Below are 14,166 nucleotides of genomic sequence, written 5' to 3'. Positions count from 1 at the left end.
GTTTCGGGGCTTGCGCTTGGTCAAGGTTTTCGCCCGACGCCTGACCTAGGGTCCAGGGGCCGCGGGTCGCGCGGTTTCAAGGGCCGGCTTCGTGGTTCGTCAATCGATCCCCTTTCCGAGTCCAGCTTCGGTGCGGTCCATGTCGGACGAGGCCTTCCTGGCCTTGGTGAGCGCCTTCCTGGCGAAGGCGCTCACGCCAGACTTGCGGGCCGCCGGGCGACGAACCCTGGGCGTCCATTCCGACATCGAGGCCTGCCGGGTTTGGCACGCCAAGCTGTTCGCCCGAGGCTGGATCGCCCCGGCCTGGCCCGAGGCCTGGGGCGGAACCGGCTGGAGCCCTCGCCAGCGCTTCCTGTTCGACCGCGAATGCGCCCTGAACGACGCGCCCGTGCTGTTCGCCGCGGGCCTGCGCAGCCTGGGCCCGTTGCTGATCGAGCAGGGCGACGACGCGCAGCGGGCGCGCTATCTGCCGCCGATCCTGTCGGGCCAGGATCTTTGGTGCCAAGGATTTTCGGAACCCGGCGCGGGATCGGACCTGGCGGCCGTGTCCTGCCGCGCGGTGCGCCATGGCGATGTCTATCGCATCACCGGCACGAAGATCTGGACCACCGGCGCCCATCTGGCCAATCGGATGTTCGGCATCTTCCGCACCGCCGACGGCGCGCGCCGCCAGCAGGGGCTGACCTTCCTGCTGGTCGACATGAACAGCCCTGGCCTGACGGTCTCGCCGATCCTGGACCTGGCGAGACAGCACGACTTCAACCAGGTGTTCTTCGACGATGTGCCGGTCGCGGTCGCCGACCGCGTGGGGGCCGAGAACGACGGCTGGTCGATGGCCAAGCGCCTGATGCAGCTAGCGCGCGCCAACAACACCCCGGCCGCCCTGGTGCGTCGTGCTCTTCGCCGCGCCACCGAGGCGTTGAACCAGGCCGGGCCGGATGTCGAGCCGGGCCTGCGCACCCGCCTGGCCGGCCTGTCCGTCGACCTGGACGCCTTCGAGCAACTGGAACTGGCCGTCTTGCCCTCGGGCCGGCCAGGGCCGCACGACCCGATCGCGCCGTCCATGCTCAAGCTGGTCGGCACGCAGTTGCACCAGCAGGTCGCCGAGCTGGCGATGGAGATCGTCGGGAATCCGGCGGCGGCCGCGCTGGGCGCCGTGGGCGTCGCCGGCGGTCTGGCCGGGGGCGAGGCTCTGGACGCCGGGGCGCTGGCCATGGCCCGACGCCTGAGCCTGCGCGCGGCCACGATCTATTCCGGCGCCAGCGAAATGCAGCGCGACGTCATCGCCCGTCACCTGTTGGGCGCGACCTGACAATAGACCAGACCCGGTTTGGCCTGGGTCAATTCAGCTTTCCCGGCGCAGCGCTAGCGTCGCTCAACAAAAGGGGAGACGCATGGACCTGCTGATCGACGCTCTACGCGCGGCCCTGGGGGCCGATGGGGTCCTGACGGGCGCCGCGCTGGAGGAGCGCTACCAGAGTCCCTGGACCCGGCTGGGCGCGCCCCTGGCGGTGTTGCGGCCCGCGTCGACCCAGGCCGTGGCCGAGATTCTTCGTCTGGCGTCGGCGGCGGGCGCCGCGGTGGTTCCGTGGGGCGGGCGCACCGGTCTGGTCGACGGCTGCCTGGCCGACGGCGCCCTGGCCCTGTCCCTGGACCGCATGGCCGCCATAGAGGCGATAGACCCGGTCGCCGGAACCATGACCGTCCAGGCCGGCTGCGTCCTGCAAACCGCCTGCGAGGCCGCGTCCGCCGAAGGCCTGCTGCTGCCGCTGGATCTCGGCTCGCGTGGTTCGGCCACGATCGGCGGCACGATCGCCACCAACGCGGGCGGCAACCGCGTCCTGCGCTACGGCATGATGCGCGACATGGTCCTGGGCCTGGAGGCCGTGCTCGCCGACGGGACGGTGATCCAGGCCATGAGCCCGCTGATCAAGAACAACGCCGGCTACGACCTCAAGCAGCTGTTCATCGGCTCGGAAGGCACCTTGGGGGTGGTCACCCGCGCGGTGCTGCGCCTGCGCCCCGCGCCGGTCAGCCAGGACACCGCCATCGTCGGCGTCGAGCGCTTTTCGGCGTTGCCGCAGCTGTTGCGGCGTCTGGAGCGAGATCTCGGCGGCCTGCTGTCGGCCTTCGAGGTGATGTGGTCCGGTTTCCACGACCTGGTCACGAGCCCGCCGGCCCGGGGCCGCCCGCCGCTCGACGGGCGCTACCCGTTCTATGTTCTGGTCGAGAGCCTGGGCGGCGATGTCGCCGGCGACGCGGCCCGGTTCGAAGCCGCCCTGGCCAAGGCCCTCGAGGCCGGCGAGATCGCCGACGCCGCTGTCGCCAGCTCCAAGGCCCAGCGCGAGGCGATGTGGGCCCTGCGCGACGACGTCGCCCAGACGGCGCGCGACGGGCCGATCATCGCCTTCGACGTCAGCCTGCCGATCGCGGCGATGGAAGCCTATGTCGCGACGGTGCAGGCGCAACTGGCGGCGCGTTGGCCGGATCTGGGACCTCCGGCCGTCTTCGGCCACCTGGGCGACGGCAATCTGCATCTGATCGTCCGCCTGGCCGAGGTCACGCCAGCCGGTCGCCGGGCGGTCGAGGACATCGTCTACGGACCCCTTCAGACGGTGGGCGGATCGATCTCGGCCGAACACGGCGTGGGCCTGCAAAAGCGCGCGTTCCTGCACCTGTCGCGCGGCCCGGCCGAGATCGACCTGATGCGGCGGCTCAAGCACGCCCTTGATCCGGACGGCGCCACCCTGGCCGACAACGGCGTCACCGCCTGTTTCGCCAATCCCGGCACCAGCGAGATGCAGTTCGTCGCGGCTCTGGACCGCGAGCCGCGGATGCGCGGCGTGCTGTGCCTGTTCGAGGGCGTGGCGACCGGGGCCGCCGACGGCTACGGCCGGATGACCGGGACGCCGGCCTGCACCCTGCTGCACCTGGGGCCAGGCTACGCCAACGGCGCGGCCAACCTGCACAACGCCCGCCGCGCCTTCACCCCGGTGGTCAACATCATCGGCGACCACGCCACCTTTCACCGCGGCCACGACGCGCCCCTGAACTCCGACATCGCCGCCCTGGCCGCGCCCAACTCGCTGTGGATCAAATCGGCGGAGACGGCCGACGCCGTCGGACCGCTGGCCGCCGAGGCCGTGGCCGCCAGTCTCGGGCCGCCGGGTGGCAACGCCTGCTTGATCCTGCCCGCCGACAGCGCCTGGAGCGCCACGACGGTGATCGGGCCGGTGGTGACGGCGCCGCCGAGGGTCGAGCCGGACCTCGACGAGGTCGAAGCCTTGGCGGCGCGTCTGAAGGCCGCCCGCAAACCGGTGCTGCTGATCGGCGGCGCGGCCTGCGGCGAGGCGGGGCTGGCGGCGGCCGGCCGGATCGCCGCCGCCGGCGTGCGCGTGCTCACCGACACCTTCGTGGCGCGGCAAGCGCGCGGCGCGGGCCGGTTCGCGCCCGACCGCATGCACTATTTCGGCGAAATGGCCCTTGGCGACCTGGAGGGCGTCGACCTGATGGCCCTGGTCGGCACGACGCGGCCGGTCGCCTTCTTCGCCTATCCCGAGCGGCCCAGCGTGCTGGTCCCGGACGGCTGCGACACCGTCGTTCTGGGCGGTCGTGGGACGGACGGGACGGCCGCCCTGCGGGCTCTGGCCGACGCCCTCGACGCGCCGGCCGAGGGACCGGTCGAGTCGCTGGTTCGTCCCTCGGCGCCGCAAGGGCCCTTGACCCCCGCCGCCATCGGCCAGTCGGTCGCCCGCCATCTGCCGGCGCGGACCATCGTCAGCGACGACGCGGTCACTTGCGGCCTGCCGATCTTCCAGGCCACCCAGACGGCGGCGCCTCATGACTGGCTGATGCTGACCGGCGGCGCCATCGGCCAGGGGATTCCCTTGGCGATCGGCGCGGCCGTGGCCTGTCCCGACCGCAAGGTGGTGGCCCTGAGCGGCGACGGGGCGGCGATGTACACCGTCCAGGGCCTGTGGACCATCGTTCGGGAGCAGCTCGACGTCACCGTGGTGGTGTTCGCCAACCACGCCTACCGCATCCTCGACATCGAGATGTACCGCACCAGCGGCGGTCCGGCGGGCCCCGCGGCGCGGGAACTGCTGGACCTGGGCGCGCCGCGCATCGACTGGCTGAACCTGGCCAGAGCGCTGGGGCTTCCCGCGACGCGGGCCGACACCGCCCAAGCCTTTGACGAAGCCATGGCGTGGGCCATGGCGCGCCCGGGGCCGGCCTTCATCGAGGCCGCGCTGTAAGCTTGCAGGCGTGACATCGACGACCGGCTTGACGATCAGCAAGCCCCGGCTTGAGCAAAGCGCGCGAACGCGACGCCCTGGACCCGCTATCGCGCGCCGCGGGCGGCGAGGCATACCCCCCGGTGAGAGGACCTTTCATGCCCAAGGGATTTCGCCGCCATGCGGCTTCATCGCGGCGGTCGACACCGCCGCTCGATCGTCACGCGGCCGATGTGTTGATGGCCCTGCGGGGGCCGGTCGAGCATCTCCTGACCGCCGGACTGCGGCGGGCGGCGCGGCGGCGGCCGGAGATCTTCGACCGCCTCGACGGATTCCAGGACGCCCTGTTCGTTCTCGCCCCCGACGACTGGCCGGTGGTGTTCGAGTTGCGGCCTTGCGCCGGCCGGGGCGTCGTGCGGGTTGTGCGCGCGACGGCGCCGATGGCGGGCACGGCCCGTATCCGAGGCCCGCTGACCGCGCTGCTGGGATTGTTCGACGGCTCGATCGACGCCGATGCGGCCTTCTTTTCGCGCAGCATCCGGGTGGAAGGGGACGTTCAGGCGGTGATGGCCCTGCACAACGCCCTCGAGGCGGCCGAGCTGACCGTGGCCGATCTCCTGGGCTTGCCCGCCCCCGCGAGCGGCGTGGCCAACGCCAGCCTGTCCATGCTGCTGCGCGGCCTGGCCGCGCGCGACGCTCGGGCGAGCGCCTGATGGCCAGCATCGAACTGGTCTGCCCGGCCGGATCGCCGGCCATGCTGCGCGCCGCCATCGAAGCCGGCGCCGACAGCGTCTATTGCGGCCTGCGCGACGAAACCAACGCCCGCAACTTCCCGGGCCTCAACTTCTCGCCCCAGGAACTCAAGGATGCGGCCGACTGGGCCCACGGGCGCGGCGCCAAGGTCCTGGTGGCGATCAACACCTTCGCGCGGGTCGGCGCGGTCGACATCTGGCGCGCCTCGGTCGACGCGGCGGCCCGGGCGGGCGCGGACGCGGTCATCGTCGCCGACCTCGGAATCCTGGCCTATGCGCGGGACGCCCATCCCGATCTTCGTCTGCATCTGTCGGTGCAGGCGGCGGCCGGCTCGGTCGACTCGATCGACTATTACGCCAAGACCTATGGCGTGCGCCGCGTGGTGCTGCCGCGGGTGCTGTCGGCCCCCGAGATCGCCGCGCTGAATCGCCAGATCAGCGTCGAGACCGAGGCCTTCGTCTTTGGCGGGCTGTGCGTGATGGCCGAGGGCCGCTGCGCCCTGTCGTCCTACGCCACGGGCCGTTCGCCCAATCTGTCGGGCGTCTGCTCGCCGCCCGAGGCGGTGGCGTTCGAGGATCATCAAGGCCAGCTGACCTCCCGGCTGGCCGGCTTCACCCTGGATCGCTTCGAGGCCGGCGAGGCCGCGGGTTATCCGACCCTGTGCAAGGGACGCTTCCAGGCCGGCGGCGAGGCGTCCTATCTGTTCGAGGAGCCCACCAGCCTCAACGCCATGGAGCTGCTGGCCGATCTGGCCAAGGCCGGCGTCACCGCGGTGAAGATCGAGGGCCGCCAGCGCGGCAAGGCCTATGTCGCGCGGGTCGCCGCGGCGTTCCGCGCCGCCCTCGACGCCCTGGATCGCGGCGAGTCCACGCAGCCCTATGAACGTCTGCTGTCGAGCCTGGCCGAGGGCGGTCGCGAGACGGCGGGCGCCTACCGGAAGACCTGGCGATGAGTCCGCGACTGGAACTGACCATCGGCCCCCTGCTGTTCAACTGGTCGCCGGAACGCGTCGCGGCCTTCTACGGCCAGATCGCCCGCGACCCGGCGGTCGACCGGGTCTATCTGGGCGAGGTGGTCTGCGGCAAACGCGGTCCGCTGCTGGCCCACGCCCTGGCCGAGGCGGCGGATCTCCTCCAAGCGGCCGGCAAGACCGTGGTTTGGTCGACCCTGGCCCTCCCAGCCTTGCCGCGCGATCGACAGGTCACCGCCGCCTTGGCGGCCGATCCGGCCCTGATCGAGATCAACGACATCTCGGCCCTGGCGCATCGCCCGCCGGGCGCGCCCTTCGTCGCGGGTCCCTTGCTCAACGTCTATAACGAGGCGGCGGCCGGCGAGCTGATCGCCCGCGGCTGCGTGCGGCTGTGCGCCAATGTCGAGATGTCCCTGACCGCCGTGGCGGCGCTGACGGCGCCGTGCCCTGGCCTGGAGATCGAAATCTTCGCCTTCGGCAGGCTGCCGCTGGCCCTGTCTGGCCGGTGCTATCACGCGCGCGGCCATGGTCTGCACAAGGACAATTGCCAGTTCGTCTGCGATCGCGACCCCGATGGCCTGACGGTCGAGACTCTCGACGGCGTCGGCTTCCTGGCGGTCAACGGGGTCCAGACCTTGTCCCATGGGGTGCAGGTCGTCGACAATCCGGTGGCTGAGTTGCGCGCCGCCGGCGTCACGGCCCTGCGCCTGTCGCCCCATTCGGGCGACATGGCCAAGGTGATCGCCGGCTTCCGGGCCTATGCCGACGGTGTCCTGGCTCCCGCCGACCTGGCGGCGGCGATCCGCGCGACCGATCCTCCCGGTCCCCTGGTCAACGGCTATCCGCGAGGCGGAGCCGGGGCCCAATGGACGGCGCGTTCATGAACGCCATGCCCTCCCAACGGACCTTCGACGTGATCATCCTGGGCGGCGGCATGGCCGGCGCCGCCCTGGCCGCCAATCTGGACCCGCGAACCCGGGTGGCGCTGGTCGAGCGCGAGCCGGTGGCGGGGTACCACACCACCGGTCGGTCGGCGGCGATGTACATCCCCTCATACGGCGGGGCGGCGATCGCCGGACTGACCCTGGCCAGCCGGGCGTTCTTCCTCGATCCGCCGGCCGGCTTCGGCCCGCCGCTGCTGACGCCAAGGCCGGTGATGCACATCGCCGACGCCGGCCGGACCGATCGCCTCGAGGCCTTCGCCGCCATGCGGGGCGGGTTCGAAGTCCTCGACGGCCGTGCGGCGCGGGTCCGCGTGCCGATCCTCCGAGCCCGGGCGGTGGCGGCGGCGCTGATCGAGGCCGACGCCGGCGATCTCGACGTCGCCCGATTGCACGCGGCCTATCTGAGCCGCGCCCAGCAGGCGGGGACCGAGGTGCTGACCGGCGCCGGGGCCGGCGCGATCGCGTTCCAGCGTTCCGAATGGCGGGTTCGTACGCCCAGCCTGGACATCTCGGCGCCCATCCTGGTCAACGCCGCGGGGGCCTGGGCCGACGAGGTCGTGATCGGGGCCGGCCTGGCGCCGCTGGGGCTGACCCCGCTGCGCCGCACGGTGATGCTGGCCAGGGCGCCGGATCAGGCCGGGTTCGCCGCCTGGCCCGTGGTCAAGGACATCGACGAGCGGTTCTATTTCCGACCCTGCGGCGGCCGGATGTTGATCACCCCGGCCGACGAGACGCCAAGCCCGCCCTGCGACGCCGCCGCCGACGAAATGGACATCGCCGTGGGCATGGCGCGGTTCGAGGCCGCCGCCGATCATCCCGTGCGCCACCTGATCGGACGGTGGGCGGGCCTACGCACCTTCGCCCCCGACCGCGCGCCGGTGGTCGGATGGTCCAAGAGCCGCCCCGGCTTCTTCTGGCTGGCGGGCCTTGGCGGTTTCGGCATCCAGACCGCGCCGGCCATGGGCCGGCTGGCGGCGGCCCTGGTCGAGGGGCGCCCGGTCCCGAGCGATCTGGTCGATCATGGCGTGCGGGTCGAGGCCTATGCGCCGGAGCGGTTCAGGCCGGCGGGTTAGGGCTGATCGGCATTCAAGCGCGGTGCTTGGTCCTCGTCCTTCGACAAGCTCAGGATGAGGACCGTTATACAGGCCGTGGCAATAGAAGGACGTCATCCCGGGGCAGTAGAAAACCTCATCCTGAGCTTGTCGAAGGACGAGGTTTTCGCTTCCGAAGCCGAATGCCGATCAACCCTCTAGGACCTCAGATCGCCTTGGCGTGGCGCTGGCCGTCGGCGTTGAAATAGGCGTCGAACACCGCCGCGATCGACCGCACCAGCAGGCGGCCGGGCGGCAGGACCTGGACGCGGAATCCCCGGACCTCGGCGAGACCGTCGGCCGTGAAGGGCGCCAGGCGCGCCAGTTCGGCCGCCAGGCTGTGCGGAAGACGTCCGTGCCGCGCGCAGACGGCCGCTAGGTCGACGGAAAAATCGCACATCAGCCGCTCGATGATCTCGGCCCGGAAGCGGTCCTCGTCGCTGAAGGCGACGCCGCGCGCCACGGGCAGTCGGCCTTCCTTGACCGCCGCGCGCCAGGTCAGTTCGTGCGTGGCGTTCTGCACGAAGCCCTGCGGCAGGCCGCCGATGGCCGAGGCTCCCATGCCCAGCAGGGTGGCGGCCGGATCCGTGGTGTAGCCCTGGAAGTTTCGGCGCAAGGTCCCGGCCGCCAGCGCCTTGGCCATCGGATCGTCGGGCAGGGCGAAGTGGTCGAGCCCGATGCGCACGTAACCCTCCGCGGCCAGCCTTTCGGCGGCGCTCTCGCTCTGATCAAGGCGCGCCTCGGGCCCCGGCAGGGCGGCCTCGTCGATCAGTTTCTGATGGCTCTTCATCCAGGGCACATGAGCGTAGCCGAACAGGGCCAACCGCTCGGGACGCAGGTTGAGAAGTTGGTCGAGCGTCGACAGGGTGTTGGCCGTGGTCTGATGGGGCAGGCCGTACATGAGGTCCAGGTTGATCGAGCCGACCTTGGCCTCGCGCAGCCAGGCGACGCAGTCGGCGATGTGCTCGAAGGTGTCCTGGCGATTGACGGCGGCCTGAACCTCGGGCGTGAGGTTCTGCACCCCCAGGCTGGCGCGGCTCATGCCGCGGGCGGCGGCGGCCTGGACCCAATCGCGGGTCAGCACGGCCGGGTCCATTTCGATGGCCACGTCGATGTCCGGCGTCAGGTCGAAGACCTGGCCCAGGCGGTCGAAGATCGCGTCGATCTCGCCCAGCGACAGCATGTTGGGCGTGCCACCGCCGAAGTGCACCGCGCCGGCGCTCAGGCGGCCGGGCAGGGCGGCGCCCAGCAGGTCGATCTCGTCGAGCAGCAGCCGCACATAGTCGCCGACCGGTTCATGGCGGTTCACCGCCCGGGTGTTGCAGCCGCAGTACCAGCAGAGCCGGGCGCAGAACGGGATGTGCAGATACAGCGAAACCGCTTCGTCGGTCGGCAGGGCGGCCAGCCAGTCGCGGTAACGGTCGGCGGTGACCTCGGCGGTGAACTGGGTGGCCGGCGGATAGCTGGTGTAGCGCGGCGCGCGGCCGTCGTACCTGGCGATCAGGTCGGCGACCGGGCGGGCGCTGGGCGGGGCGACGAGGGTGGCGAGCATGGCTGGACGGGTCAGGCCATGACCGGATCGGCGGGTTCGGGCATCGGTGGTCTCCTAGACCGCAGTCTGATCGACCGCGCCGCGCTGGACCTTGATCCACCGCAAGCCAGATTGCCGCGGCGGTTGCTGGGCCTGGAGTTCGGCCAGGGTGTTGAGGTTGACGAACGGGTCGGGCTGGATCGTTCCCCAGTCGACCACGGCCTGGCCGCTGACCGCCGCCAGGCCCCGAAGCGATGAACGGTCCCGGGCCAGATAGTCGGCCAACAGCGGTTCCACCGCGATGCTCCATAGGCCGCAGACCGGATGCAGGCGACCGTTGCTGGCGGGGAGGGCGACCTTGGCGCCCGCGCGCAAGGCCGCGGCCAGGCGCGGGGTCAGGTCGGCCGGCAGGCGCGGCATGTCGCACGCCAGGACCTGAACCCTGGCCGCGCCGCGAACGCGCGCGAAGGCAAGGGCCGAGGCGAGGCCGGCCAGGGGGCCCGGCACGTCGGGATCGTCGAACAGCAGCGGCGCGCCGACGTCGCCGCCGATCTGGTCGGCGTCCCGGACGGCGACGGCCACCTCGTCGGCATAGCTTCGCGCCAGGGCCAGGGCGCGGCCCAGCAGCGAGGTCTCGCCCCAGGCGCGGAGGGGCTTGCCGCCGCCCATTCGCCGGCCGGCGCCGCCGGCCAGAACCACGGCCACGCAAGGCTCGGTCATGGTCAGGAGGCCTTCCGCTTGCCGCGCCGCCGCCCGACCTGATCCATCGGGCCGCCGACCAGGGCCATCGCCTGTCTCGGGCTGCTGACCGAGGTCTCCAGATCGCGCAGCAGGCCGTCGGCCGCCGAGTGGATCCAGCCGTGCAGACTGAGGGGTTGGCCGCGCCGCCAGGTCTCGTGGACCAGCGGATTGGCGGCCAGTTGGGCCAGCTGGGCGGCCACGTTGAGTTCGCAAAGCCGGTTGGCCCGCGCGGCCGGATCGAGGATCGTCTCCAGGTCCTGGGCATGCCGCCAGGCCAAGGCCCGCACCGGGGCCAGCCAGTGATCGACCAGGCCCGGCGCCGGGTCCGACAGCGCCGCGCCCATCGCGCCGCAGCCATAATGGCCGCAGACCACCACGTGGCGAACCTTCAGCACCTCCAGCGCGTACTGCAGGCCGGATAGGAACCCGATGTCCTGGGACAGGGCGAGATTGCCCAGATTGGCGAGGGCGAAAATCGCGCCGGGCGGCAGGCCGGTCAGGTCCTGACCCGACAGCCGACTGCAGGCGCAGCCGATCCAGAGGTGCTCGGCCTGTCGCGGAGCCGCCTGGCGCGTGAAGAAGTCGCGATCACCGTGGCGGCCCGCCGCCCAGGCGAGGTTGTCCGCCAGCAGGGCTTCGCTCATGCCTGGTCAGCTCCGACGGCGACGTCGAGCAACCGCCCGCGGCGGGCCGCCAGCCGACGGCCCAGGGTCGTGAGGTCTTCGGGAGCCAATCGCAGTCGCGCGATCGGCAGGACGATGGCGTTCTCCAGGCCCAGGTGGCGGCGCTCCTGAGCGGCGAAGGCGATCATCGCCTTGCGCTGCGTCGCGTCCAGCCCGGGCGCGCGCTCGGTCTCCAAACAGGCCAGAAGATGATCCCGCACGGCGCTGGCCTGGACCACGTCGGCCCGATGCTCGGCCGACAGCATGCCTAGCACCCGTTCGACATCGTCTCCGGGCTCGCAGCGACGACGCAGCAGCGGAAAGAAGTCCTCTTCCTCGTCGATCACATGCAGGGGCAGGTCCTGATCCAGGAAGACGATCAGTTCGATGACCCGAGGCCGGTCGAACACCATGGCGGCCGCGACCTCCTCGATCATCTTGCAGGCCTGCCGGTGGCGATAATGCTCGGCGAAGAACCATTCGATGGGTTCGGCCAGAAGGCGCGGAGGAATGGACTCGATGGTGCTCGTCGTCATGGCCTTCTCGCCTCGGCCGGGCCCCGCGCCAAAGCGCGCGGGCCGGCGGTCGCCTCGACTTTGCGCGACCGGTGAATCCGCATGGCGCCCTAGACCTTCCGGAAGATCGTGTAGGCGCGCGCCTTGGGCGTGAGCCTGGTGCGGAGCAGCGAGGCGATGGCGGCCACCGCCGGGTCCTCGGCGCCTTGGGCGGCGGAGATCAGATGGGTCCAGGACTCGTCGCCGGCGGTGTTGACGAAGTCGTGGACCGCGCGCTGGACGAAAGCCTCCAGATCGATCCCGGCGGCGAGAGCCGCCGCGCGCACCCGTTCGGCCAAGTCCGGATCGGAGGCGTCGAGCCAGGCCTCCAAACCGGCCGCCGAGGCGCCGGCCAGGAGCTGGCCCAGCGACAGGGCGCCGGTGTCGAAGCGCCCGTCGGGAGTCAGGCTGAAGGCCACGCCCCGGTCGCGGGCCCGCTCGGCCAGATCCGAGACGTAGCGGGTGGCCGCCGCCGTCCAGGCCCGGCTTTCCAGATGCAGCCGGATCTTGTCCTCGACATAGTCGAAGGGCAGTTCGCGCCCCTCGATGCGGCGGTCCAGCTTGAGCACGTGCCACCCGAACCGCGACCGCACCGGACGGTCCAGGATTTCCCCGGGCCGCAGCCCCGACAGGGCCTGCTCGATCTCGCCGACCACGTCGCCCGGACCGAGCTGGCCCAGCGAGCCGCCGACCTCGGCGGAAGGGCAGGCGGACAGGGACTTGGCCAGGGCGGCGAACTGCCCCGGGGTTCGGGTCAGGGTCTGCACCGCGTCCAGCGCGACCCGGCGGGCGGCCTCCCAATCCGCATCGTCCGGGCTGGCCGGCGCGATGAGGATGTGGGCGGCCTCTACGAGGGCCGGACTGGTGAAGCGGTTGCGCTGGGTGTCGTAGATGTGACGGCAAAGCGCGACGGACGGGGTTTCGATCTCGACTTCCTCGTCGAGAACGGCGCGGATCAGAGCCTCTTCGTCCGTCTCCTCGCGGCCCATCTCGTCGATTTGCGGCTCGGGACGCAGTCCCAGTTCGTCGGCGCGATGCAGAAGCAGGGCGCGTACGGCCAGGGCCTTGCCGGCTGCCCGCCGGGCCTCGCCCGCCGAAGCGCTGGGATGGTTCTGGGCTTCCTTGGCGATCAGGAATTCGGGGATCTCGACGCCGTCGACAACGGTGGTGGCGGTCATCGTCTACTCCCGAGCCTTGAAGGCGGAGGTGGCGTTCGGCCAGGGCGGGCTGACGGCGTCGCGGTAGGTCGGGGCCGCGGCCTCCGGCTTGATCGGCAGGCGACGGGTGGTCCGGACCAGCTGCCACCCGCGGCGGTTCAGGTACCAGATCGGCGCCGAAAGCATGTGGACCAGGCGGGTGAACGGGAACAACAGCAGGATGGTCATCCCCAGCACCAGGTGCAGCTTGAAGATCGGATGCACGTCGGCGACGTAGGCGGCCACCCCCGGCTTGAAGGTGAAGACGCCCTGGGCCCAGAACATGAACTTGATCATCTCGTGTCCGTCCAGGTGATGGGCGGAGATCGCGATGGTCGACAGGCCCAGCATCAGCTGCACCATCAGGATCACCAGGATGGCGATGTCGCTGAAGCTAGAGGTCTTGCGGATGCGCGGGTCGAACAGCCGCCGATGCAGCAGCAGCAGGCCGCCGGCCAGGCATAGAATCCCGGCGAGGCCGCCGGCGACCATGGCCAGGATCTGCTTGGCTCCGTGCGGGACGCCCAGGGCGTCGAACACCCAGATCGGCGTCAGCAGGCCGACGAAGTGGCCGCCGAAGATGACCAGGACGCCGAGGTGGAACATCACCGATCCCGCCACCAGTTGGCGGCGGCGCAGCAACTGCGAGGAGCCCGACCGCCAAGTGTACTGCTCGCGGTCGAAGCGCAGCACGCAGCCCAGCACCAGCACCGCCAGGCAGATGTAGGGATAGACCCCGAACAGGAATTGGTTGAGCAGGCCCATGACTAGACTCCTTGAGCGGCGCTGGCGCGGGGCCGACGCGGGACGCGGCCAGTTTCGGCCTGCATGGCCTCGACCAGGGCGCCGGCCTTGGGGCAGCCGACGTCGGAGGGACCGAAGGTGACGGCGGTTTCGGCCCAGGCCTTGTCGAGGGCCTCGAGGTCGTCGGGATTCTCGTCGGGCTCGCTCAGCAGGGCCGCGAGCACGGCCGGATCGGCCTTTTGCGAGGCCAGGCTGGCCAGGGCCCCGAACACCGCGCGATAGGCGCTGTCGCGCTTCTTCAGGCGCTCGCCCATCGCGTCCAGCACGTGGGTGGCTTCGCCCAGCAGCGAGGCGGCCTCGGCGTCGGGCAGGATCGACAGGAACTCCAGGAACACCGGCAGGAAGTCCGGCAGTTCGTTGGCCGTCAGGTCCAGGCCCTTGGTGCGGTAGAGCTCCAGGAGCGCCACCATCGCCTCGCCGCGGTCGCGGCTTTCGCCATGGACGTGCTCGTAGAGGTTCAGCGACAGCGAACGCGTGCGGTCGAAGAGCTCGGTGTAGCTCTCCTGCAGGTCGTAGATGTCGCCGTCGGCGAGGATCGAGACCAGCCGCGCCAGCGCCTTGGTCAGGGCCGGCGTCAGCAGGTTCTCTTGAATGATCTCCCCGAGCGCATAGGGGGCGGTTTGCTGCAGTTCCGGGGTGGGATAGGTCAGCAGCAGGGCAAGCGCCTTGTAGGTGCGGGCCATCG

At 71.1% G+C, this 14,166-nt stretch carries 13 protein-coding genes and 1 pseudogene; 7 read left to right on the top strand and 7 right to left on the bottom strand.

Annotation, left to right across the window (positions count from 1 at the left end):
• Positions 1 to 139: 139 nt before the first annotated feature.
• The 7 genes and pseudogenes from ASD21_RS22745 to ASD21_RS22715 all read left to right on the top strand — a co-directional run bounded on the left by ASD21_RS22745 (position 140) and on the right by ASD21_RS22715 (position 7,975).
• The gene (locus ASD21_RS22745) at positions 140 to 1,312 is read left to right on the top strand and encodes an acyl-CoA dehydrogenase family protein (RefSeq protein ID WP_235524948.1); all 1,173 of its coding nucleotides are present in this window, start codon (positions 140 to 142) and stop codon (positions 1,310 to 1,312) included.
• A gap of 82 nt (positions 1,313 to 1,394) precedes the next feature.
• Positions 1,395 to 2,729 (top strand): annotated as a pseudogene (locus ASD21_RS24955) (FAD-binding oxidoreductase); the annotation flags it as partial.
• On the top strand, positions 2,706 to 4,256 hold the full coding sequence (locus tag ASD21_RS24225; RefSeq protein ID WP_056447289.1) for an acetolactate synthase large subunit: 1,551 nt from the start codon (positions 2,706 to 2,708) through the stop codon (positions 4,254 to 4,256). The pseudogene ASD21_RS24955 and the gene ASD21_RS24225, both read left to right, overlap by 24 nt.
• 218 nt (positions 4,257 to 4,474) lie before the next feature.
• A complete protein-coding gene (gene ubiT, locus ASD21_RS22730; RefSeq protein ID WP_056447068.1) occupies positions 4,475 to 4,948 on the top strand; it encodes a ubiquinone anaerobic biosynthesis accessory factor UbiT in 474 nt (157 codons plus the stop codon).
• The gene (ubiU, locus tag ASD21_RS22725; RefSeq protein ID WP_056447064.1) at positions 4,948 to 5,940 is read left to right on the top strand and encodes a ubiquinone anaerobic biosynthesis protein UbiU; all 993 of its coding nucleotides are present in this window, start codon (positions 4,948 to 4,950) and stop codon (positions 5,938 to 5,940) included. Before ubiT ends, ubiU begins: the two co-directional genes overlap by 1 nt.
• On the top strand, positions 5,937 to 6,842 hold the full coding sequence (gene ubiV, locus ASD21_RS22720; RefSeq protein ID WP_056447062.1) for a ubiquinone anaerobic biosynthesis protein UbiV: 906 nt from the start codon (positions 5,937 to 5,939) through the stop codon (positions 6,840 to 6,842). Before ubiU ends, ubiV begins: the two co-directional genes overlap by 4 nt.
• Positions 6,824 to 7,975, top strand: coding sequence for an NAD(P)/FAD-dependent oxidoreductase (locus ASD21_RS22715; RefSeq protein WP_082554917.1), 1,152 nt, complete (start codon positions 6,824 to 6,826; stop codon positions 7,973 to 7,975). Before ubiV ends, ASD21_RS22715 begins: the two co-directional genes overlap by 19 nt.
• Positions 7,976 to 8,159: 184 nt before the next feature.
• Here ASD21_RS22715 and hemN read toward each other — a convergent pair whose 3' ends face one another.
• From hemN to narJ, 7 genes are all read right to left on the bottom strand, one after another.
• Complete coding sequence (gene hemN / locus ASD21_RS22710; RefSeq protein WP_056447059.1) at positions 8,160 to 9,545, bottom strand: oxygen-independent coproporphyrinogen III oxidase; 1,386 nt, start codon at positions 9,543 to 9,545, stop codon at positions 8,160 to 8,162.
• 54 nt (positions 9,546 to 9,599) lie between these two features.
• A complete protein-coding gene (locus tag ASD21_RS22705) occupies positions 9,600 to 10,244 on the bottom strand; it encodes a molybdenum cofactor guanylyltransferase (RefSeq protein WP_056447057.1) in 645 nt (214 codons plus the stop codon).
• A gap of 2 nt (positions 10,245 to 10,246) precedes the next feature.
• Positions 10,247 to 10,909 carry a carbonic anhydrase gene (locus ASD21_RS22700; protein WP_056447054.1) on the bottom strand — a complete coding sequence of 221 codons (663 nt, stop codon included), beginning with the start codon at positions 10,907 to 10,909 and terminating at the stop codon, positions 10,247 to 10,249.
• Positions 10,906 to 11,463 carry a hemerythrin domain-containing protein gene (locus tag ASD21_RS22695; protein WP_056447051.1) on the bottom strand — a complete coding sequence of 186 codons (558 nt, stop codon included), beginning with the start codon at positions 11,461 to 11,463 and terminating at the stop codon, positions 10,906 to 10,908. Before ASD21_RS22695 ends, ASD21_RS22700 begins: the two co-directional genes overlap by 4 nt.
• An 89-nt stretch (positions 11,464 to 11,552) precedes the next feature.
• Positions 11,553 to 12,659 (bottom strand): peptidylprolyl isomerase, encoded by a 1,107-nt coding sequence (locus tag ASD21_RS22690; protein ID WP_056447049.1) that lies wholly within the window; start codon positions 12,657 to 12,659, stop codon positions 11,553 to 11,555.
• 3 nt (positions 12,660 to 12,662) lie between these two features.
• The gene (gene narI, locus ASD21_RS22685; protein WP_056447046.1) at positions 12,663 to 13,442 is read right to left on the bottom strand and encodes a respiratory nitrate reductase subunit gamma; all 780 of its coding nucleotides are present in this window, start codon (positions 13,440 to 13,442) and stop codon (positions 12,663 to 12,665) included.
• A 2-nt stretch (positions 13,443 to 13,444) separates the two neighbouring features.
• Entirely contained in the window at positions 13,445 to 14,164 is a 720-nt protein-coding gene (gene narJ, locus ASD21_RS22680) for a nitrate reductase molybdenum cofactor assembly chaperone (protein ID WP_056447042.1), read from the bottom strand.
• Between the last annotated feature and the right edge of the window lie 2 nt (positions 14,165 to 14,166).

The sequence above is a fragment of the Caulobacter sp. Root1455 genome (genome assembly GCF_001426905.1).
Classification (GTDB): Bacteria; Pseudomonadota; Alphaproteobacteria; order Caulobacterales; family Caulobacteraceae; genus Caulobacter.
Note: the sequence above shows the minus strand (reverse complement) of the source record. Positions and strands in the feature narration are given on the sequence as shown.

What these genes read in the sequence shown, in the direction of transcription:
- ASD21_RS22745 (WP_235524948.1), top strand. Translation starts at nt 140, where the DNA reads ATGTCGGACGAGGCCTTCCTGGCCTTGGTGAGCGCCTTCCTGGCGAAG.
- ASD21_RS24225 (WP_056447289.1), top strand. Translation starts at nt 2,706, where the DNA reads ATGCGGCGGCTCAAGCACGCCCTTGATCCGGACGGCGCCACCCTGGCC.
- ubiT (WP_056447068.1), top strand. Translation starts at nt 4,475, where the DNA reads ATGGCCCTGCGGGGGCCGGTCGAGCATCTCCTGACCGCCGGACTGCGG.
- ubiU (WP_056447064.1), top strand. Translation starts at nt 4,948, where the DNA reads ATGGCCAGCATCGAACTGGTCTGCCCGGCCGGATCGCCGGCCATGCTG.
- ubiV (WP_056447062.1), top strand. Translation starts at nt 5,937, where the DNA reads ATGAGTCCGCGACTGGAACTGACCATCGGCCCCCTGCTGTTCAACTGG.
- ASD21_RS22715 (WP_082554917.1), top strand. Translation starts at nt 6,824, where the DNA reads ATGGACGGCGCGTTCATGAACGCCATGCCCTCCCAACGGACCTTCGAC.
- hemN (WP_056447059.1), bottom strand. Translation starts at nt 9,545, where the DNA reads ATGCTCGCCACCCTCGTCGCCCCGCCCAGCGCCCGCCCGGTCGCCGAC.
- ASD21_RS22705 (WP_056447057.1), bottom strand. Translation starts at nt 10,244, where the DNA reads ATGACCGAGCCTTGCGTGGCCGTGGTTCTGGCCGGCGGCGCCGGCCGG.
- ASD21_RS22700 (WP_056447054.1), bottom strand. Translation starts at nt 10,909, where the DNA reads ATGAGCGAAGCCCTGCTGGCGGACAACCTCGCCTGGGCGGCGGGCCGC.
- ASD21_RS22695 (WP_056447051.1), bottom strand. Translation starts at nt 11,463, where the DNA reads ATGACGACGAGCACCATCGAGTCCATTCCTCCGCGCCTTCTGGCCGAA.
- ASD21_RS22690 (WP_056447049.1), bottom strand. Translation starts at nt 12,659, where the DNA reads ATGACCGCCACCACCGTTGTCGACGGCGTCGAGATCCCCGAATTCCTG.
- narI (WP_056447046.1), bottom strand. Translation starts at nt 13,442, where the DNA reads ATGGGCCTGCTCAACCAATTCCTGTTCGGGGTCTATCCCTACATCTGC.
- narJ (WP_056447042.1), bottom strand. Translation starts at nt 14,164, where the DNA reads ATGGCCCGCACCTACAAGGCGCTTGCCCTGCTGCTGACCTATCCCACC.